This window comes from uncultured Clostridium sp., assembly GCF_947036855.1.
Lineage (GTDB): Bacteria > Bacillota > Clostridia > Clostridiales > Clostridiaceae > Sarcina.
Map to the genome: position 1 here is coordinate 1 of NZ_CAMQRY010000008.1, position 22130 is coordinate 22130.

Annotated in this window: 16 protein-coding genes and 1 pseudogene; 2 read left to right on the forward strand and 15 right to left on the reverse strand. The window is 28.8% G+C overall.

What is annotated here, in order from left to right:
• Positions 1–675 (reverse strand): hypothetical protein (locus Q0V15_RS02260; protein WP_297435583.1); only part of this gene is annotated, 675 nt, incomplete at its 3' end.
• A 225-nt stretch (positions 676–900) separates the two neighbouring features.
• A complete protein-coding gene (locus Q0V15_RS02265; RefSeq protein ID WP_297435585.1) occupies positions 901–1029 on the reverse strand; it encodes a hypothetical protein in 129 nt (42 codons plus the stop codon).
• A gap of 184 nt (positions 1030–1213) precedes the next feature.
• Between Q0V15_RS02265 and pdxS the strand changes: the two genes are divergently transcribed.
• Positions 1214–2071 carry a pyridoxal 5'-phosphate synthase lyase subunit PdxS gene (gene pdxS / locus Q0V15_RS02270; RefSeq protein WP_297435586.1) on the forward strand — a complete coding sequence of 286 codons (858 nt, stop codon included), beginning with the start codon at positions 1214–1216 and terminating at the stop codon, positions 2069–2071.
• A gap of 122 nt (positions 2072–2193) precedes the next feature.
• Here the strand turns inward: pdxS and Q0V15_RS02275 are convergent, their stop codons facing one another.
• From Q0V15_RS02275 to Q0V15_RS02330, 12 genes and pseudogenes are all read right to left on the reverse strand, one after another.
• Positions 2194–2313 carry a MetS family NSS transporter small subunit gene (locus tag Q0V15_RS02275; protein ID WP_297435588.1) on the reverse strand — a complete coding sequence of 40 codons (120 nt, stop codon included), beginning with the start codon at positions 2311–2313 and terminating at the stop codon, positions 2194–2196.
• Positions 2314–2330: 17 nt separating this feature from the next.
• A complete protein-coding gene (locus Q0V15_RS02280) occupies positions 2331–3896 on the reverse strand; it encodes a sodium-dependent transporter (RefSeq protein ID WP_297435590.1) in 1566 nt (521 codons plus the stop codon).
• Positions 3897–4138: 242 nt separating this feature from the next.
• Positions 4139–5605: an oligosaccharide flippase family protein gene (locus tag Q0V15_RS02285; RefSeq protein ID WP_297435592.1), complete on the reverse strand. Its 1467-nt coding sequence runs from the start codon at positions 5603–5605 to the stop codon at positions 4139–4141.
• 356 nt (positions 5606–5961) lie between these two features.
• Complete coding sequence (rlmD, locus tag Q0V15_RS02290) at positions 5962–7326, reverse strand: 23S rRNA (uracil(1939)-C(5))-methyltransferase RlmD (RefSeq protein WP_297435594.1); 1365 nt, start codon at positions 7324–7326, stop codon at positions 5962–5964.
• A 90-nt stretch (positions 7327–7416) separates the two neighbouring features.
• A complete protein-coding gene (locus tag Q0V15_RS02295; protein ID WP_297435596.1) occupies positions 7417–7767 on the reverse strand; it encodes a DUF1540 domain-containing protein in 351 nt (116 codons plus the stop codon).
• 411 nt (positions 7768–8178) lie between these two features.
• A complete protein-coding gene (gene pyk, locus Q0V15_RS02300; protein WP_297435598.1) occupies positions 8179–9594 on the reverse strand; it encodes a pyruvate kinase in 1416 nt (471 codons plus the stop codon).
• Between the two features lie 93 nt (positions 9595–9687).
• Positions 9688–10647 (reverse strand): 6-phosphofructokinase, encoded by a 960-nt coding sequence (gene pfkA, locus Q0V15_RS02305; protein WP_297435600.1) that lies wholly within the window; start codon positions 10645–10647, stop codon positions 9688–9690.
• 431 nt (positions 10648–11078) lie between these two features.
• Positions 11079–15920 carry a DNA polymerase III subunit alpha gene (locus Q0V15_RS02310; RefSeq protein WP_297435602.1) on the reverse strand — a complete coding sequence of 1614 codons (4842 nt, stop codon included), beginning with the start codon at positions 15918–15920 and terminating at the stop codon, positions 11079–11081.
• Positions 15921–16120: 200 nt separating this feature from the next.
• Positions 16121–17071, reverse strand: a complete 951-nt coding sequence (whiA, locus tag Q0V15_RS02315; RefSeq protein WP_297435604.1) for a DNA-binding protein WhiA — start codon at positions 17069–17071, stop codon at positions 16121–16123.
• A gap of 149 nt (positions 17072–17220) precedes the next feature.
• Positions 17221–18183, reverse strand: a pseudogene (gene yvcK / locus Q0V15_RS02320) (uridine diphosphate-N-acetylglucosamine-binding protein YvcK); the annotation flags it as partial.
• A gap of 47 nt (positions 18184–18230) precedes the next feature.
• Entirely contained in the window at positions 18231–19115 is an 885-nt protein-coding gene (gene rapZ, locus Q0V15_RS02325; protein WP_297435606.1) for an RNase adapter RapZ, read from the reverse strand.
• 216 nt (positions 19116–19331) lie between these two features.
• The gene (locus Q0V15_RS02330; protein WP_297435608.1) at positions 19332–20009 is read right to left on the reverse strand and encodes a hypothetical protein; all 678 of its coding nucleotides are present in this window, start codon (positions 20007–20009) and stop codon (positions 19332–19334) included.
• Positions 20010–20442: 433 nt separating this feature from the next.
• Here Q0V15_RS02330 and Q0V15_RS02335 point away from each other — a divergent pair, with 433 nt between their 5' ends.
• Entirely contained in the window at positions 20443–20607 is a 165-nt protein-coding gene (locus tag Q0V15_RS02335; RefSeq protein ID WP_297435610.1) for a hypothetical protein, read from the forward strand.
• A 401-nt stretch (positions 20608–21008) separates the two neighbouring features.
• On the opposite strand, the gene hisC is transcribed toward Q0V15_RS02335, so the two are convergent.
• Positions 21009–22097, reverse strand: coding sequence for a histidinol-phosphate transaminase (hisC, locus tag Q0V15_RS02340; protein WP_297435612.1), 1089 nt, complete (start codon positions 22095–22097; stop codon positions 21009–21011).
• Between the last annotated feature and the right edge of the window lie 33 nt (positions 22098–22130).

Sequence of the window (22130 nt, forward strand, 5' to 3'; positions counted from 1 at the left end):
TGGTTTTACCACATCTGGTTTTTTATCTCCATCTGTACTTGGCTTTATTGGTTTTTTATATTTATTTTCTGTAAAAATATCTATATTCAAATTTTTATTATTTATAACTTTTGGAATTTCGCTAATTGGAATCTCTTTTCCATTAACTGTAACACTAATAATCTTTGTTCCTTTATCTATAGTAGGGTATTTTATCTTACTTCCCTTTTCCCCTAAACTTTTTTCAGTTATAATCTTTCCATCCTTATTATGTACTTTCACAATTGCTGTATAGTCTACTAGCTTAACTATATAGTCAATAGTTATATCTTTATCCCCTAAAATTTGTGGAACCTTATATTCTTTAACTTCTTTACTTGTTAAATTTTCACCATTCACTCGTATACCTATAATCTTATAACCTATTGGAGCATATCCACTTGGTAAATTTGTTCTCATTCCAGTTATGCCCTGAAAATACTCATAATTTAGAATTTTCCCACTAGTTGTAACTATATTTACCCTTTCCGTTACATAGTCAAACCAAAAAGGATTTATATCTTCTTTTATATTTTCACTTATATTTTTTGTGCTTAATAACAAAAGATTATTATCTTTTCTTTTATTAAAATTACTATTTGGAATTAAGCTTATAAGTCCAATTCCTACTGCAGCAGTAATTATTATTTTCTTCATATTATTTTACTACCCCAATTCTTAATAAATTTTATATTGAAAGTATAACAAAATAATTATGTTTCCTCAATTTATACGAGTTATTATATTTTTATCCTATAATATTACTTTTTTTTTAGTTTTTTTTATAATATTATTAAATTAACATCACACTATTAATTTCTCTTACTAAATTAAAAAAAGTTATTTTAAATTAATAAATTTAAAATAACTTTATACTATATTCTATAAATTTCCTGATCCAGATGGTTGGTTACCATATCTAGTTGGAAGTACTCTTCCTTCTTTTTTATTATTTTTAGCTTTTTTTTCAGCTAAAAGTTTTTTCATTATTTCTAAATTTTTATTACTCATAATATTCTCCTACTGCTATGTATTTTATAGTAATTGTAACATAATCTATTGATAATTTACATAAAAAAATATCTATAAAACTATCTAATCTCCCTTATATCAAAACTGTACCCAAACATTTTCATATTTGGAAGTTAACTGGTAATTTTATATTATAGAAAAAATAATATTGGGGGTTATATTAATGGATAGAATAATTTGTGAAGTTTCAGATAACTTAAGGGGCAGAGTTATTATGGATGTTACTACTGTAGAAGAGGCTAAAATTGCAGAGGAAGCTGGTGCTGGAGCTGTTATGGCACTTGAAAGAGTTCCATCTGACATAAGAAAAGAAGGTGGAGTTGCTAGAATGTCAGACCCATATATGATTAAACAAATTCAAGCAGCTGTTTCAATTCCTGTAATGGCAAAAGCTAGAATTGGACACTTTGTTGAAGCTCAACTTTTAGAAGCAATAGATATAGATTTTATTGATGAGAGTGAAGTTTTAACACCTGCTGATGATGTATATCACATAGTTAAAACTGACTTCTCTGCTCCATTTGTTTGTGGTGCAAGAAACCTTGGTGAAGCTCTTAGAAGAATTAATGAAGGTGCTAAAATGATAAGAACTAAAGGTGAAGCTGGAACTGGAGATATTGTAGAAGCAGTTAGACATATGAGAGCTATGAATGAAGATATTGCTTGTCTTAAAAATATAGATGGTGCTGCTTTAACTAAACTCGCTACTGATTATAAAGTTCCTGTAGAGCTACTTACTTATGTTAAAGAAAATCAAAAATTACCTGTAGTAAATTTTGCTGCTGGTGGAGTTGCAACTCCTGCTGATGCTGCTTTGATGATGCAACTTGGTTGTGATGGAGTTTTTGTTGGTTCTGGTATTTTCAGATCTGAAAATCCTGCTATAAGAGCTAAAGCTATTGTTCAAGCTGTAGAAAGTTATAATGATAAAACAAAAATTGCAGAAGTATCAATGAATCTTGGAAAATGCCTTGATAGCATTCCTGCTGCGACACTTGAAATAAAATATGCAGGGCGTTAATTTTATATAAATCAAAGGACAATCATACTTTTAAAAGCGTGATTGTCCTTTTTCATATTGTTTTTTACTTTTAAAAGAGCTATATACAAATTAAATCTGTATATAGCCCTTAAATTCAAATTTTATTTTTGTGTACTCTTTTCTTCTTTACCGCCTTTTAAAAGCATTGTAAGTGTAACAATCAACCCACCCCAAAGGACTATTGCTCCAATTAAAAAGAATATTATTGATGTAGTTGTCATAATATAAAAGCCCCCTTTTACTTACCTGTATCATCTTTTGAACCTATAAATTCTACATTTTCATCTGAATCATTTTCTTTTTCTTCAAGTTCTTCAAAATTATCTATCTTTTCATTCTTCCATGGTTTTTTAGAAATTAATAATGCAGCAACAATACCAAGCCCTATAACTGACCATCCAAATGCAAAAAGTTCAGATAATTGATATCCACCATATGGTGTTTTAATTTCTATAATAATATTTTGAACTATCATATATATAAGAATTGCTGGTGTAACAAACTTAATACATACATCCCACCATTTTCCAATCTTAAAGTTTGATACTGAATTTGCATGTTCGCGAAGTTTTGTAGGTGTAACAATCCATCCAATTAATATAACTTCTAATAATCCAACTGTAACAATTCCATAGTTATTAACAAAAGCATCAACAATATCTAAAATATAAAGCCCTGCTCCTGTTGCAAATATAGAACTCATTGCTGCTCCTATAAGACACATTACTGTAACAACTTTTTTTCTACTCCATCCAAACTTATCTCTAAATGGTGCTGATACTGCTTCTGTAAGAGATACTGAAGATGTTATTCCAGCAAAAATTAAGCATAAGAAGAATAATGCACCAATAAAATTACCTATTGGTCCCATAGCACTAAATATCTGCGGGAATGCCACAAAAGCTAGTCCTATTCCACTTGATACAACTTCTGAAACTTCAACCCCTTGAGCTGTAGCCATAAATCCAAGAATTGCAAAAACTGCTATTGCTGATAAAAATTCAAATCCACAGTTTGCGAAAGCTGTAACAAACGCACTATTATTTATATCTGCCTTTTTAGGTAAATAACTTGAATAAGTCATCATAATTCCAATTGCAATACTTAATGAATAGAAAACTTGTCCATAAGCTGCAACCCAAACTGACGGTTCAAAAACCATATCCCAATCTGGAGTAAATAATGTATTAAGTCCTTTTGCTGCTCCATCTAATGTAACTGCTCTAATTGCAATTATAATCATAATAATAACAAGTGTTGGAAGTAACACTTTATTTAATTTTTCAATTCCTTTTTTAACGCCCTTATAACAAACAACCCAATTTATCATCCATATAAGAGCCACTCCTAAAAGTACATACCACACAACTCCACCAATCTCAAATGGTGATGCTGATAATTTTAAAAACTCATTATGGAAAAATGCATTTGCATCATTTCCCCAACTTTTTTTAAAACTAAGCACAAAATAATTCATTGACCATGCAATAATAACTGAATAATAAGCAACTATAATAGCTGAAGTAATTGTTGGCCACCATCCAAGCCATTCCCATTTCTTAGAGGCTCTAGCTACTGCAAGTGGTGTTGAACCTCTATATTTATGTCCCATAGAATACTCAAGAATCAATAATGGAATTCCTGCTGTAAAAATAGCAAAGAAATATGGTATCAGGAAAGCTCCACCTCCATTTTCATATGCTACATACGGAAATCTCCATATGTTTCCAAGCCCAACTGCTGAACCTATAACTGCAAGTATAAAACCTACTTTTGATCCCCATTGTTCTCTATTTTCACTCATAAAATCGCCTCCTTTTTTTCTTTTTAACCTTGTAAATATTTTACAACACTTTTCACCCCCACTTCTTCCAAGTCCAATATTTTAACAATCTAATTATTTTAATGCTTTTTATTTAACGATTTGCTTATTTTGAAAATGTTATCTTTATCAATATCGTAAAATTCATTTTTTCACTCACCTAGTTTTTATTATTTTAAAATCAATAAAAAAAGATGAAATGCATAAAACTGCACTTCATCTTTTTACTTTCCAAGTTTTGATTTTATTCTACTAAGTATTGGATTTGCAACAACAAGAAAACTATCATCCTTTATTATTAAAAGAATTAAGAAATAAACTCCCCCACAAATTACTGATGCTATTATAAGCTCTATAAATCCATCAGTCACTATATATTTAACTCCATAAACTATTGGAATAAATATAAGTGAAACTACTAAATACTTATAAATTGCTTTTCCATAAAGTTCAATCTTAATTTTTAAAACTTTAGTAATGTATAAATACTGACACATTATAACAAATATATTAGCAACTCCTGTGCTAAGTATTGATGTATTAACACTAAAGTAACCTGTGTATATTAATATTATATTTAAAACGATATTTATAAATCCACCAGTAAATAGCATTGCAACTTGATTTCTCTCTTTTCTATAAACATATAAAACTTGATTACTCGCAATCTCACCATAGGCAAGTGTAATCATATAAATTCCAAAACAAGCTATAACTCCAAAACCTTCTGTATATTGACTTCCTGCATAAAGTGTTAATATCTCGGTTGAGAATAAAATCATTCCCATAACAGCAGGGAAAATCAGCATAAAATAAATTTTAGTAACCTTATTCAATAAATTTAGATAATCCGTCTTATCTTCTTTTTCTATATAACTATGTAACCTTGGTGCTATTGCCTGAACAACAGACATCATAAATGTATTTAAAACACCCATAATCCCCATACCAACAACATAATAACTAAGTATTACACCACCACTAAAATATCCAAGCATATATACATCTGACTGTGTGTACAATACATTAGCATTAGATATAATAACAACAAAGAACATGGGAATTATATGCTCTGCAAATTTTAAATTTTTAAATGAAAACTTAACATTTCTCTTAATATATAAGAAACTAAACACACTTCCACCAAGTGCTACTAAAGCATTTAAATATACATATGTTTTAAAATCTGATGGATTTCTAACTAAAACAATAATAGCAATAAAATATGCTCCTCTCACAACAATTGTTTTAAGTGTTATAAATCCAAAATTCTCTAAAGCCTCATTCATCCAATCTATTTGAAATACATTAAATAAAAATGGAATATTTAAAATCATACAAATCCAATATACATTTGTACCCTTAAATCCAACAGTTAAAACTAAAACAAATATAACAAGTGCTAATAAATTACTTATAAGCGTTATTATAAAAAATGATGTGAATTTTGAAGAAACTGCCTCTTTATCATGCTTTATCTTACTTATCTCTCTAACACCATATTGAAATATCCCAAATGCTCCAAACATTAAGAAATATGATGATATACTTTGTGCATAATTTAAATCTCCAATCTGCTCTGGTAAAAGAACCCTCATAACATAAGGTCCTATTAATATTGGTAAAATTACCTTAAATAAATTTAGAACTATCCTAAATATACTATTTTTATATAGCGACTTTTCTTGCATCTTATATCCCCTTGTAATTTTTATCTTAAGTAAATTTTTATATAATTATTTTTAATTTTTTTCCTATTAATTTTTATAATTCATCTATTAGTTTATTCAATTTTCTAACTTCTATCACATTCTTGATATACTAAGTTATTATACCATCTATTCCTCATTCCAAAACCTTATATCATTAATCAATAATTTTTATACAATTATAAAAATTGGTATTTATTTATTAACTTATTATCTATTTTCTCAATATAATGCAAATATCAATTAATTATTATCAATTTAAATATTAAATTTGTAATTATACATTTCCTCATAAAAAAAGAGAACCATTTCTGGCTCTCCATTAAAATCTTATTAAATTATTTTTTCTCTATAACAGCTACACACTCAATATGTGGTGTGTGTGGGAACATATCAACTGGTTGAATTTCAACAGTTTTATATCCTTTTTCTTCAAGAATAGCTAAATCTCTAGCTAGTGTACTTGGATCACAACTTACATATACAATCTTCTTAACATCTGAACTTGTAATTGCTTCTAAAACTTTTATGTCACAACCTTTTCTTGGTGGGTCAAGCATAATAACATCAGCATTTACTCCATCATTTATAAGTTCTTGTATTACAACTTCTGACTCACCTAAAATAAACTCAGCATTATCAACATTATTTATTTCTGCATTTTTGTTTGCATTCTCGATAGCCTTATCTATTATTTCAATACCATAGACTTTCTTAGCCTTCTTAGAAAGGAATAATGTAATTGTTCCTGTTCCACAGTAAGCATCTATTACAGTCTCTTCTCCTTGTAAATCAGCATACTCTAAAGCCTTACTATATAAAATTTCAGCTTGAACAGGATTTACTTGGAAGAATGACTCTGGTGATATGTTAAATTTAAATTCTCCAATAGAGTCAGAAATAATATCTTCTCCCCATAAAGTTATATTTTCATTACCTAATATAACATTAGTTTTTTCAGAGTTGATATTTTGAACAATACTCTTAATTCCATCAATATTATCAGTAATAGTCTTAATGAATTCCTCTTTATAAGGTAACTCTTTACCATTAGTAACAATAACAACCATAACTTCATTACTAGTAAAGCCTCTTCTAACCATTATATGTCTAACAATTCCCTTATCATAATATCCACCATTAACATTATAAACCTTAACATCATGCTCTTTAAGCCAAGCTTTAGTTAAACCTATAATTTTATCAGCAGTTGCATCTTGTATAATACAACTTTCCATATCAACAATATCATGACTTCTAGCAGCAAAGAACCCAATACTAACTTCTCCATTGTTTATACCAACTGGAAGCTGTACTTTATTTCTATATTTATCTGGATTCTCCATTCCTATAGGAAGTTTAACTATACTATCATCAAGCTTACCAATTCTACTCATACACTCTTTAACTCTATCAAATTTAAAATCTAATTGAGATTCATATGAATAATGTTGTAAATTACATCCACCTGAAACTTTATGATTACATTTCTTTTCTACTCTATTTGGAGCTTTTTCTATTATTTCCATTACTCTTCCGAAGGCAAATTTTTTCTTTACCTTAACAATTTTAACATTAACCTTTTCTCCAGCTAATGCACCTTCAACGAATATAGGGAAGTTATCATTAACTTTTGCAACTCCTTCTCCTTCGTATCCTTGTGAAATTATATCTAAAACGTATTCTTTATTCTTTTCTATCATTTGCACTCACCCATCATTTTATATTTTATATTTTAATCATTAAATTCTAACATAGTTAGAACCTATTTTACAACAAACAACTTTCTTTTCTTACTTAATAACAAAACTTGAACAACTTGTATCACCTTTTACACCAGAAAATATCTGTATAGCATTTTTTCCACACTCACCATACTTATTATAGCTGCATGTATTAGCTGAACATGATACTGCTGGATGTGCTGGTGCACCATCAAACACTTCTTGACTTACAAGCCCTACATAATTTGTATTAAAAATATTTTTCACATTATTAGTAAGGCTATCCTCTGAATAAGTTGCACAATGTGTTTGCTTCTCATCACTAGCTCCTACCCCTTTAATATGTATCTTATTTGCTTGACATAAACCTCCTGCATTACTAGCACAAGTTCCTGCATTACAAACTAAATTATTTGGCATAATAAACAACTCCTATATGTTTTTTATTTTTCTATAATAGTTTTCTCCATATAGAAAAATTTAATACATACAAAATATTGCCTATTTATTTATATTTTCTATTTCCATAAAAAATAAAAAAGCACCAGTTCAATGAATTGGTGCTATTGCAAATAGTAAGGAACAGTTGCCATTATATTCCTATTTATAGTCTTACATAAACTATAAGACAATATACATAATTATATTGTAAAATCGCCTTCTTAAATGTTAACATTTTGTAAATTTTTATTCAAGTATTATTTTATTACAATTTTATTTATACTTATTTTTACTTATTATTAAATTTTTCTTAAAAATTATATATTAAATTAAAAAAAGACTGTCTATTTAAAGACAGCCTTTCAATATATATATATAAGTTTTAATTAATTACTTAACAACACTTACTTTTAATAAATCTGTTGACCCAACTTCATTAGCAACTCCAGCAGCAATAACTACTGTATCTCCTGACTTAACGTATCCTCTCTCTTTTGAGATTTGAACTGTTTTAGTCATGATTTCGTCTGTTGAAGTCATTTCATTAGCAACTACTGGCATAACACCGAAAGTTAAAGCAAGTTTTTTTGCAACTCTCTCACTTGGTGTGATAGCAACAATTATGCTTGAAGGTCTGCATTGTGATAATCTGCTAGCAGTAGCTCCAGATTTTGTAGCTGAGATTATAGCACTTGCTTCTAATTCATCAGCAGCATTACAAGCAGCTCTTGATATAACACCTGATATAGCTGGTGTATGATTTTTAGCACTTGATGTAGCAACTGTATAGTTTAAGTGTCTTTCTGTTTCAATAGCTATTGTAGCCATTGCTTCAACAGATTCTACTGGCCAACTACCATTAGCTGACTCACCACTTAACATGATAGCATCTGTTCCATCTAATATAGCGTTAGCTACATCTGAAACCTCAGCTCTTGTAGGTCTTGGGTTTCTCATCATTGAATCAAGCATTTGTGTAGCAGTTATAACTGGTTTACCAGCAATGTTACATTTTTCTATCATCATTTTTTGTGTTGAAGGAACCATTTCCATAGGAATCTCAACTCCAAGATCTCCTCTAGCAACCATGATACCATCTGAAGCTTCGATAATAGAATCTATATTATCAACACCCTCTTGGTTTTCTATTTTAGAGAATATTTGTATATCTTCTCCACCATTAGCACATAATACTTTTCTTATAGCGTTAACATCATCTGCTTTTCTTATGAATGAAGCAGCAACAAAGTTAACATTCATTTCACAACCAAATATTAAATCTGATTTATCTTTATCAGTCATAGCTGGTAATTTTATTGAAACACCAGGAACGTTAACTCCTTTGTGAGTTCCAACTACACCTGTGTTTTTAACTACACAAGTAACAGCATTTCCTTTTATTGATACAACTTCTAATCCTACTAAACCATCATCTATTAAGATTATGTTTCCTGCTTTAACGTCTTTAGCAAGTCCTTCATATGTCACTGAACATTTTGTTGTGTCTCCAACAATATCTCCACCAGCATATACTGTGAATGTATCACCCATTGTTAATTCAACTTTATTTGGCTCAAATTTACCAGTTCTTATCTCTGGTCCTTTTGTATCTAAAAGTATTGCTACTTCTTTACCAAGTTCCTTAGCTATTTCTCTAACTTTAATCATTCTGCTTCTATGTTCTTCATGATCTCCATGTGAGAAGTTATGTCTTGAAGCGTTCATACCTGCTTCTATTATTTGTTTTAAAATCTCTTTACTATCACTTGCTGGACCTACTGTACAAACCATTTTAGTTTTTCTCATTTTAAATACACTCCTGTCTATTTTATTTATAAATTCTAAATATATATAAATATATATATAAATATAATTAATTAACTTATTATTTATAGCATTTTATTTATTTATAGCATTTGCCATTTCATAAAGTTCCATATCAAATTTTCTTGGAATAGCTATAGCCTCATCAATATCCATATCAATTATTTTATTATCTTTTATTCCAACAACTCTTGCTGTTTTACCTTCTATTAAAAGTTCAACTGCTCTAGCTCCTAGTTTTGATGATAAAATTCTATCATTTGGAGTTGGTGTTCCACCTCTTTGAATATGTCCTAGTATAGTTGCTCTTGTTTCAGCACCAGTTTTTTCTTCAATAAAGTTAGCTAATTCAGTAGAACCACCTATTCCTTCTGCTACAATTACTATTGTATGAGTTTTCCCTCTTGATTTACCCTCAAGAATCTGCTCACAAAGTCTTTCTTTATCAAATTCTAATTCTGGAACAATAATTACTTCTGCTCCACTTGCTATACCTGCGTATAAAGCTAAATCTCCACAACTTCTTCCCATTACTTCTATAACTGATACTCTATCATGTGATGTAGATGTATCTCTTAATTTACTTATAGCATCTGTTATAGTTTCTAAAGCTGTATCAAATCCTATTGTAAAATCTGTATATGGTAGATCATTATCTATAGTTGCTGGTATTCCAATAGTCTTCACACCAAGTTTTGATAATAACTTAGCTCCCATGAATGATCCATCTCCACCTGCTACAACTAAAGCATCTACTCCATTATTTTTTAATAGATTAGCTGCATGTTTTCTTACTTCTTCTTGTTTAAACTCTGGACATCTAGCTGTTCTTAAGACAGTACCACCTCTGTGAATTATATCTGAAACAGAACCTCTGTTCATTTCTATAAGCTCACCATTAATTAGTCCACTATATCCTCTTTTCACTCCAACTACTTCTAGTCCTTCGTGTAATGCCATTCTGACAACTGCTCTTATTGCAGCGTTCATTCCTGGAGCATCTCCTCCACTTGTTAAAATAGCTATTTTTTTCATGATATTCCTCCTTCACACCACAGGGTCTTTTTCAGTCCCACAGATGCTATTTTTTACCCACCTTGTTAATAAATTCAGAAAATCTTTTATACAAGACTTTTGACGTCATTGTTCTTTTATTCTTTTTGAAATATTCTAACAATTTAATTTTACTTAAAGTACAAGCTATTTTCAAGTTTTTTTATATTTAATTAAGTAAAAAAAAGGTAATTGTATTGGATTTTTAAGGATTTTATGTTATTTTATAACATTTACTTGTTTTATATATTTAATTATTAAATAGCTTTTTATTTAAACATTTAATAGTTTTCATCCCATAGTATCTCTTCTTTTCTTAATTATCTATTTAAAAAAAGACCAAATTACAAAATAAACAATTTGGTCTTATTAATTTTTTATTAATTTTTGTTAACTTAAAATTAACATTTGTTTTAGTCTATTAATTTGATATTTTCCTCTCCAAACTTCTTTTCAAGGAATTTTATTACATCTTTTTCAATATCAACCCAACATTCTCTTGCTAATCTAAAACTTTGTCTTTCTTTTGCAGCTACTAAATAAACTGGAGTATCACCTCTAAAGTTTTCTAATACATGCTTTAAAACCTTGTTTATTTCTCTGGCTTTTTGTGTATCTTCTACCCTAATATAAAGCTTTGATGCATTCATATTCTCTAAAACTTTAACTTCCTCACATAAAATTTTTGCTTCTTCATCGTCTTTAAATGATATTCTTCCCCTAATTACAACTAATAAATCATCATGCACTAAAGAATTACATTTTTCTAGAGTTTTAGGGAATATTATAACTTCCATCATTCCAGATAAATCTTCTATTGTAGTGAATGCCATTATTGTATTATTTCTTGTTACTTTTCTTGAAACTCCTGATAAAATACCACCAATAATAACCTTATCTCCATCATTTAATGTCATATCAGCATCTGCCATTTCATCAGTTGTATCATCTAATTTTCTTTTTTCTTCTAATATTTTTCCAATTTCTATTGATGTTTGATTTTTTAAACTTTCCTTATATTCATCAAGTGGATGTCCTGTTATATAAAGCCCAGTCATCTCTTTTTCCATTGCAAGCATCATTTTTTTAGAGAATTCTTTTATATCCTCATATTTTATTTCAAGATTATCATTTTCTTCATTTGCTAGTGTTCCAAATAAAGATATTTGACCATCAATATTTTTTTTCTTTTGGGCTGATATTCCATCCATAAGTTTCTCATGAACACTTATAAGTTTTGATCTAAATATTCCAAACTCATCAAATGCTCCTGACTTTATAAGACTTTCTACAGCCCTTTTATTAATAGTTCCAACCTCCATTTTATTGCAGAAATTCATAAGTGAATTAAACTCACCATTACTTTCTCTAGCCTTAACTATTGCTTCTACAACATTTACACCAACATTTTTTATTGCTGCAAGACCAAATCTTATACTATTACCTTTTACAGTAAATCTAGAATAACTCTCATTAATACTTGGTGGAAGCACTTCTATTCCGAGTTCTTTAGCGGTTCTTATATATTCTGAAACTTTTTCATTTGTCCCCATTATTGAATTAAGCATTGCTGCTATAAATTCTACAGGGTGATACCTCATTAAATAAGCTGTTTGATAAGCAATTAATGCATATGCAGCAGCATGACTTTTATTAAATGCATATGATGCAAAATCCATCATAGAATCAAATATCTTATTTGCTACATTTGCAGATATACCATTTCTCTCACAACCTTGAACTTCTATATTTCCATTTTCATCTGTTACTCCATATATAAAGTTCTTTCTTTCTTGCTCCATTACTTCATGTTTCTTTTTAGACATAGCTCTTCTTACAAGATCACTTCGTCCCATTGAATATCCTGCAAGTTTTCTAACAATTTCCATTACTTGCTCTTGGTAAACCATAACTCCATAAGTAACATCTAGTATACCTTCTAACTTCTCATCTAAATATTGAACACTCGTTGGATCTTTTTTTCCTGCTATATACTTAGGTATTTCTGCCATTGGGCCTGGTCTATAAAGTGATACCCCAGCTATTATATCCTCTAGTGTATCTGGTTTTAGTTCCTTCATAAACGAAGTCATTCCAGCTGATTCTAATTGGAATACTCCTGCTGTTTTACCTTCACCAATCATTCTATATACTGATTTATCCTCTGTATCTATATTATTTAAATCAATATCTATTCCTTTATTTTCTTTAACCATTTTCACAGCATCTGCCATAACAGTTAAAGTTCTAAGACCAAGGAAATCCATCTTTAATAAACCAAGTTCTTCAAGCGTTGTCATATCATATTGAGTTACTATTGATTCATCATTCTTTTGTAGTGGCACATATTCAACCAATGGTTTTGAAGCTATAACTACACCTGCCGCATGTGTTGAAGAGTGCCTTGGTAGACCCTCAAGTCTTCTTGCTACATCTATAAGTTCTTTAACTCTTTCATCAGTATTATATGCATCTTTTAACTCTGGATTTAATTCTATTGCCTTATCTATCGAAATTCCAAGCATTGCTGGAATCATTTTTGCAATCCTATCAACTTCACCATAAGTATAATTCATAGCTCTTCCTACATCTCTGATACAAGCTCTTGGTGCCATTGTTCCAAATGTTATAATTTGAGCAACATTTTTCTCTCCATATTTATCTACAACATAATCTATAACATCCTGTCTTCTTTCATAACAAAAATCTGAATCTATATCTGGCATACTTACTCTTTCAGGATTTAAAAACCTCTCAAAAAGCAAACTATATTTTATAGGGTCTATCTTTGTTATACCAAGTGTATAAGCCACTATTGCACCCGCAGCACTATTATGTACAGCTATTGAATTAGCTACATAAGAAGTATCTCCTGGTACTGAAAGGTCATATACCTTCCCTTTGTATTGTTTTTTAACTACATTTTTTATTTTGATATAAAAATATTTATCATCCATATAAAAACTATCATTTCTATAAAACTTTTGCTCTCTAATTGGAATTTGATAATACTTAAAATCATCATTCCATCTTAAAAGTTGTTTTCCTGAAACACAAACAGAATACTCATCATGTTCTGTTTCTTTTTCTTTAATTCTAGTTTTAAAACTAGACCAATAACCCACTCGTGCAAGTAAACTTCTTAGTTGTCTAGTTAGTATAAATGATGTTGTTGTATATTTAATTCTAAATGATGAACTCTTTGCCCTAATATCTGAAAAACTCCCATCACCTCTAAACATAGTAGCAATTAAAATTTTACTCTGTTCATTTGATGCAAACTTAACAACTTCACTTGGAATTTGTTTATTATTAGCTCCAACTAAAAACTTTTCTCTAAAGAATCTAGTTAGCACTTTAGAATTAAACTCTACTGTTGTTGCATTCTTAACCTTATGCTTATAAACTTTTCCCTCTATATTAAATATATTTTTCATACATTCTAAAACATCTTCTATATAATTCACTTCACCTGAGTTAAATCCAAATCCTACTTTATAAGTTCTATTTTCCTCATTTAAACTAGCCCAACCTTCAGCTATAAAATACCCAAAAATTTTAAATAATTCATCTGAAGATTTTATAAATCTATTGATTTTAGAAGTCTGTAATTTATTAGTTCCTATCTCATACCATAAACTATCATTATCAAACTTTACAGCTTTATCAGTTTTACAGTATTCTAATAAATCATAAGTTAATTCTCTTGCAACTTCTTTATCTCTTGGATATGCTATCATATTATTTTCTTTTAAATCTTTTGCACAAATCCATTCTAATGAATATTTTTCATATGGTGCCTCTATACATTTTTTCTTTTTATTTAAAGAATATGTTTCTCTACAAACCACCGGTAACTTAGTTCTATCTTTCCAATTTTTAATACAGGCTTCTGTTTGAATAGCTAGAACTTTATGATCACTTGTTAAATTTAAAACTTCATTTGCTGCTTCTATACTAATAATTTCTTCTTCAACGTCATATTGTAATAAAGTTTCAACTAAAGCTCTATTTCCAAGTGCTGTTATTACCTCTTCTCCACCTTTAAATGATTCTATATTTTTTACTGTTCCATCACTTTTTAAAATCTTTGTTTCTGGAACAAAGCATCCTCTTCCTGGTCCTGTTGGAATACCACTATCTATTGCATACTTTGTAAAATCCCAAACTATTAAGAAATAATCTACAAATCCCATTTGCTTGATTACCCCTAATTCATATAAAAGTCTATCTACAAGCACCTTTGCTTCATCATTTGACTCTGCAAATTGAATTATTTCCTTATATTGATTTCCTGAGTTAAATAATTCAAATACATCATATCTTTCTATTAGCCCACCAAAACAAATTCTTAAAAGATATTCATATGGATCTTTTTCTTCTTCTGGAAGTGGATATATTGGTAATTTTGATACATGAAACTCAAAATCAAAGTTACACATTTCTGCTATTTTAACTGTATTTTCTAGTGCTTGTGGTACATGTGAAAAAATCTCCCACATCTCTTCTGGAGATTTTATATAAAACTGGTCTGAACCATATCTCATTCTCTTTTCATCATGTATTGTTTTTCCTGTTTGTATACAAAGTAATATATCATGTGCTTTAAAATCTTCTTCATATATATAATGCAAATCATTAGTTGCAACAAGTGGTATATTAAGTTCTTTTGAAATCTCTATATTTACTTCATTTACTCTTCTTTGCTCTTCAATTCCATGATTTTGAAGCTCTAAATAAAAGCCATCTTTAAATGTATTTTTATAGAACATAGCTGCTTCCTTAGCTTTTTCTATATTATTATTTGTGATAGCTTTTTGAACTTCTCCACCAAGACACGCACTAAGTGCTATTAATCCTTCTGAGTGTTTTTCTAAAAATGCTCTATCAACCCTTGGCTTATAATAAAAACCTTCTATTGAAGCTACCGAAGTTATCTTCATAAGGTTTTGATATCCTATTTCATTTTTAACTAAAAGAACTAAATGATGTGTTTTATTCTCCAAATCATTTTGCTTTATATGCATTGATTTTGGAACAACATAAACTTCACATCCAATAATCGGCTTTATTCCTTGTTTCTTAGCCTGCTTATAAAAATCTACACACCCATACATAACACCATGGTCTGTAAGTGCTATACTATCCATTCTAAGTTCTTTTGTTCTTTCTAATATATTTTTTATTTTTCCTGACCCATCAAGCAAACTAAATCCTGAGTGCACATGCAAGTGAACAAATTTCTTTTCTGACAAAACATCACATCCTTTCTTTTTTTAATTTTCAATATTTTTTAGGGCTTAGTCACCTTTTACTATATATTTCATAGAATATTATTAGATAAACCTATTGTAACTTCTTTTCAAACACATAAATAAATGCTAGGTGTAGCTCTCCCCTCACCTAGCATTTTATCATATTTAGACTTATTTCTTTCAAAATCACCTAATATTTTTTACATTCCATCTTCTTTTATTTCTTGTGCTATTTTTTCAAGCTTTCTAAGTCTATGGTTAATACCTGACTTCCCTATTGGTGGCTCTAACATTTCACCAAGTTCTTTTAACGATTCCTGTGGATTCTCAAGTCTAAGGTGTGCTATTTCTTGTAAATTCTTTGGTAATCTTCCAAGCCCTACTGTTTTTTCTATAAATCTTATACTCTCAACCTGTCTTACTGCTGCATTAACTGTTTTACTAAGATTAGCTGTTTCACAGTTAACAAGTCTATTAACATTATTTCTCATCTCTTTTATTATTCTTATATTCTCCATCTCTAAAAGACAAGTATGTGCTCCTACGACACTTAACATATCTTGTATTTTTTCAACTTCTTTAATATAAACTATATAACTATTTTTTCTCTGTATTACCTTTGAATTTAATTTATAATGGTTCACTATATTCTTAAGATCTTCTGCAAATTCTAATGAATGTGTTACAAACTCTAAATGATATGTTTTTTCTGGATTGCTTACACTTCCTCCACCAATAAATGCACCTCTTATAAATGCTCTCTTCTTATCTTCAGTATCTACAAACTTATTATCTATCGAGTAATCTAGAGATATAATCCCTTCATCTTCTTTTATTATTCCTGCTAATTTTAATAAATCTTTAACACCCATCTCTTCATCTATAACAACCATATATATATTATTCTTTTTTAAAGAATTACTTCTTTTAACCATTATTTTAGAATGAATTCCAAAGTGCTCTTTTAATAAAGAAAATGTAAGTCTTGCTGATGCTGGATTTTCTGTTGTTATTCTAAATTTCAATCCCTTACCACTAAATGCAAGTGTTCCACTAGCTTTCATTATTGCTGTAACTTCTGATAGCGCCTCTGATTTAGTTATATCAACATATCTACAAATTTCTCCCTTTACCTTTGATGAAAATGACATAATTACTCCTTTCTACTTCTGTATTATTACCTCATATGTATATATTAATTCTAATTTTTCACAGTAATAACCAGAAATTAAAATTATTTTTCTTATTAACTAAAATTCAGATGAAGTAATTACCTCATCTGAATTTTTTTAATTTATTATTGCCTTTCCATTATAGTTTTTATAATCAATTCTGACAAGGCATTGTGATTATGTCTTATATAATTATATTTAACTTTTACTACGTTTCCTTCAACTACTTTTACATACATATTTTCTACTTCTTCTTTATCAAGTTTTACAACCTGTGAACCTTTTTCTTCATATCTATTTTTTAATACTTCGTCAATTTCTTCAACATTTGCTATAACTGTGTCTATTACATTATTCCCACAATACTTTATTATTTCTCCCACATGATCTGAAACTGTAAAATCGGTAGTTTCTCCTGGTTGTGTCATAACATTACAAATATATATTTTAGGGCACTGTGCATACTCTATAGCTCTCGTTATATCTTTTACAAGTAAATTTGGAAGTATGCTTGTATATAAACTTCCTGGCCCAAGAATTATAGCATCAGCCTCTTCAATAGCGATTAATGCATCACCTAGCGCATCTGCTTCCTCTGGTATAATTCTTAGTTCTTTTATTTTACTCTTTTGCTTAATTACAGCATCTGGAATATTAGATTCACCTTTTATAATATTTCCATTTTCCAAAATAGCTTCAAGTTCCATATAATCAAGTGTTACTGGTAACACCTGACCTCTTACTGCTAAAACTGAACTCATTTTTTGTACTGCATCTTCAAAATTTATTGATATACCATTCATTGCTGCTAAAAATAAATTTCCAAAACTTTGACCCTTAAGTCTTCCATCTTTAAATCTATAATTTAACAAGTCGTCCATTACTGGCTCTGTATTCGCAAGTGCTAATATACAGTTTCTAACATCTCCTGGTGGTAGCATTCCAAGATCATTTCTAAGATCTCCAGAACCACCCCCATCATCTGCTACAGTAACTATTGCTGTTATATTATGACTATGCTTTTTTAAACCTCTAAGCATAGTTGATAATCCTGTACCTCCACCTACTACTACAATTTTCGGACCTTTTACTGCTGGATCAAATTCACTTTGTGGCATGTATACTCACACTCCTAATATTATAACTTTCTAGCTCCTCTATTAACATCTTCACTCATATCTCTATGCTCTACTGATGCATTGAAACCTTTTTCTAATAAACTTCTATAAGTTTCTTCTGCTATCGCAACAGATCTATGTCTTCCACCTGTACATCCTATAGCTACTATTAATTGTCTTTTTCCCTCTTTAACATAATGAGGAATCAAATACTCTAACATATCAAGATTTCTACTCATAAATCCTTTTGTTTCTTCCTGCTTAAGTACATAATCACTTACAGGCTTATCTTTACCTGAAAATGGCTTAAGTTCTGGTATATAAAATGGATTTGGTATAAATCTAACATCAAATACTAAATCTGAATCCATTGGAATACCATATTTAAATCCAAATGATAATATAGTTATTGAAATTGTATGCTCAAGTTCTTTTCCATCACCATATAAAACATTTAATTTTTCTCTTAAATCTTTTATTGCATACTTTGATGTATCAACTATATTATCAGCTCTACTTTTTATTTCACTAAGTTTTTTTCTTTCATTACTTATTCCAGTTAAAACTCTACCATCTGGTGATAATGGATGACTTCTTCTGCTCTCTTTAAATCTCTTAACAAGTACCTCATCACCTGAATCTAAGAATAATATTTCATAATTAAAATTATTATTTTTAAGATATGTTAAACTTTCAAATAAATCATCAAAGAATATTCCACCTCTTATATCTATAACAAGTGCTACCTTATCTATATTACCTTTACTTTGATCACATGCATCTGCAAACTTCGGTATAAGTTTTGGAGGTAAATTATCTACACAAAAGTATCCTAAATCCTCTAAACTTCTTGTTGCTTCTGTTTTACCAGCTCCTGAAAGCCCCGTAACTATTACAAATCTCATAGTGCTTCCCTCCCTATTACTTACTAATTTATATACAATTATATCATAATAAAACTTTATTCTATACCTCTCTTAACTGTTCCTATTTTTGAAAAAAATAAGATTACCTTGAATTTGTATACATCTAAATTCAAGGTAACCTTATTTTATATCTTAATTTCTATCATATTAAAATTTCTTTATAATCCTAAATTAACATTATAAAGAAATTTTATATTAAACAGTCGCAACTTTAAATTGCTCAACTATATATTTAAACCTATTGATATTACTTGAATCTTGCTCTGTCTGAGCCATCATTATACTTTTAAAACCATCTTTAAAATATATATTTTCCTCTGTTATTTGATCATTACTATTACTTTTAAACTCTACATGGTCTACATGCTCAAAATCACTATTATAATATTCAAAATCCTCTTGATAAAATACTGAAAAATCATTTGAATATTGTTTAATATGGATTCTATCTTTATTTACCATTAACATTGAATAACAAACTGCATTACCTGTATTAACTATCTGACTTTCTGCAACTGAATTAAATACTTCACAGTATTCACATTCCCTATGTTCTTTATGAGCCCAATGTTTAACTATATATTTAAGTAAATCTCTATCATTATAAATTGCAACACTCTTTAACTTAAGCTTACCCTCATTATATTTTTGAATATATTTACTTACTACATCCACAAGGTTAATTTGGTCGTTAGTATTTATATACGCTATTATATTTATAACTATATTTGAAAAACCATAATCCTTATCCCCATCTTCTATGCTATTAAATATCTCTTTTTTAAATTTCTTAATAAACTTATTCACAAATAAAGGCTCTTCTTGTTTTATACCCTCTATTATTTTATGGTTTCTTACTGAAATTCCAAACATCCTCAATCAAATCCTTTCAATATACATTTTCTATCCATATAAATTTTTTCTCAAATTAATCTTTAATATATCCACTCTATCACAAATGCAATATATTATTCACTTTTATAATTTTATAATTAGTAATAATAATATTAATTTTTTAGTTATTTTTTTATAAAAAACCTATACAATTTACTCTTATATAAATCTTATGAGCTAAAATTTCATTTTTTACAATTTTTCTATGCTTTTTAGTACAGCTCATTTTTGAAGATACTACATTCACCTAACTCTGATCTCAAATCTTTTTTGCAAGTAATTCTTCATTAATTAAACTCTTAGAAAAATATTGAAATAAAATCCTAAATCCCCTTGCATATTAACTTTATTTTATGCCACAATAATAAGTGAACTATAATATTAAATTTTCACTTATAAGGAGATTTTTAAAATGGAAGAAAAATTAATTGATATGCAAGAAATGACTGAATATATTGTAGCTAAAGCTAAAGAACAGGGATTTGAATTATCAGAAGAAATTGTTGATCTTGTTTTGGATTTAGAAGATGATTTCCTTGATGAAAAAGGATTTATAGAATATTCTGATGAAGACTAATTTAATATAGAATTTTAATAGGTAGCTATAGTGATATATGCTTCCTATTTTTTTAATTTATTTTGAAAATTTTATTTCCTTGTACTAAATCGTTTTCATACCTCATATAAATAACTATAACAATAAATAATTTATTGTTATTAGAAAAACTAACTAAATAACCTCCATTATTTTAATATATAACCAGCTCTAGATTACTTCCTCTAATCTAGAGCACCCCAACTTACATATGAGAATTTTAGTGTAACAATTAAGATTTCCAAAACATATAATATATTGTAGTACATTGCCATGTAACCACACCGTTTGATTATTTAGCACTTCCACTAAAGTTTTCTTTAGTGGATTTTCTTATTTTTAAAAATAGCCACTATTATAAATTTATAATAGTGGCTTCCCTTTTATCTCTTATATGACTTTAAAAGTTCTAATATTTCTATATTTTCTTCTTCTTTCCCAATACTAACTCTAATGCATCCCTCATATCCAAGTAAAAAACCTGCTCTTATTATATATCCATTAGCTAGTAAATAATCTGATATTTTTTTATCATCACCATTTATATCTACTAAAATAAAATTAGCTTCAGATTTCATATATTTTAAATTAAGTTCTTCAAATCCTTTATACAGAATTTTTCTTTGTTTATCATTGAATACTTTTATGCTATTTAAAAACTCTTTATCAGCTAAGGCTACAACTGCTGCATTTTGAGCAAATAAGTTAACTTCAAATGGGTTTATAACTCTATTAAATGACTCTACAAGTTCTTTACTAGCTACACCATACCCAATTCTAAGTGATGCAAGTCCATAAGCCTTGGAGAATGTTCTAAGTATAAGAATATTTTTATGCTTTTTAAATAACTCTAAACTATTTGGAAATGCTAAATCTGTAACATATTCTATATAAGCTTCATCCATAACTATAAGAATATTCTTTGGTATTCTACATAGTACTTTTGCAAATTCTTCCTCTGTAAAAATACTTCCAGTAGGATTGTTAGGATTACAAAGCCAAATAATTTTTGTCTTTTCTGTAATACTATCAACCATTTTTTCTATATCAATTTTTAAATCCTTCATAGGAATTTTTATAGCCTTTGCACCCATAAGTTTTGTATAGTTTTCGTATAATGGAAATGTAAGTTCTGCCATTATACTCTCATCACCTTCTGATAAAATTGTATTACATATAACTTTTATTAATGAACTTGAACCTCCACCAAGAAAAATCTCGTCAGTATTTACCCCTAAATTCTCTGATAAACTTTTTATTAAATCGTGGTTACCTGCATCTGGATATAAATAAGTACCATCTACTAAATTTTTTATAGTATCTTTAACCTTTTCTGAACATCCAAGTGGATTTTCATTTGATGCCATTTTAACAACTCTTGAAAGTCCAAGTTCTCTTTTTACTTCACTTATTGGCTTACCAGCTACATATTTTGCTACATCATTAATTTCTTTTCTAACACTAATTTTCATTTTATGCCCCCTACTTAATATAAAAAAATACCC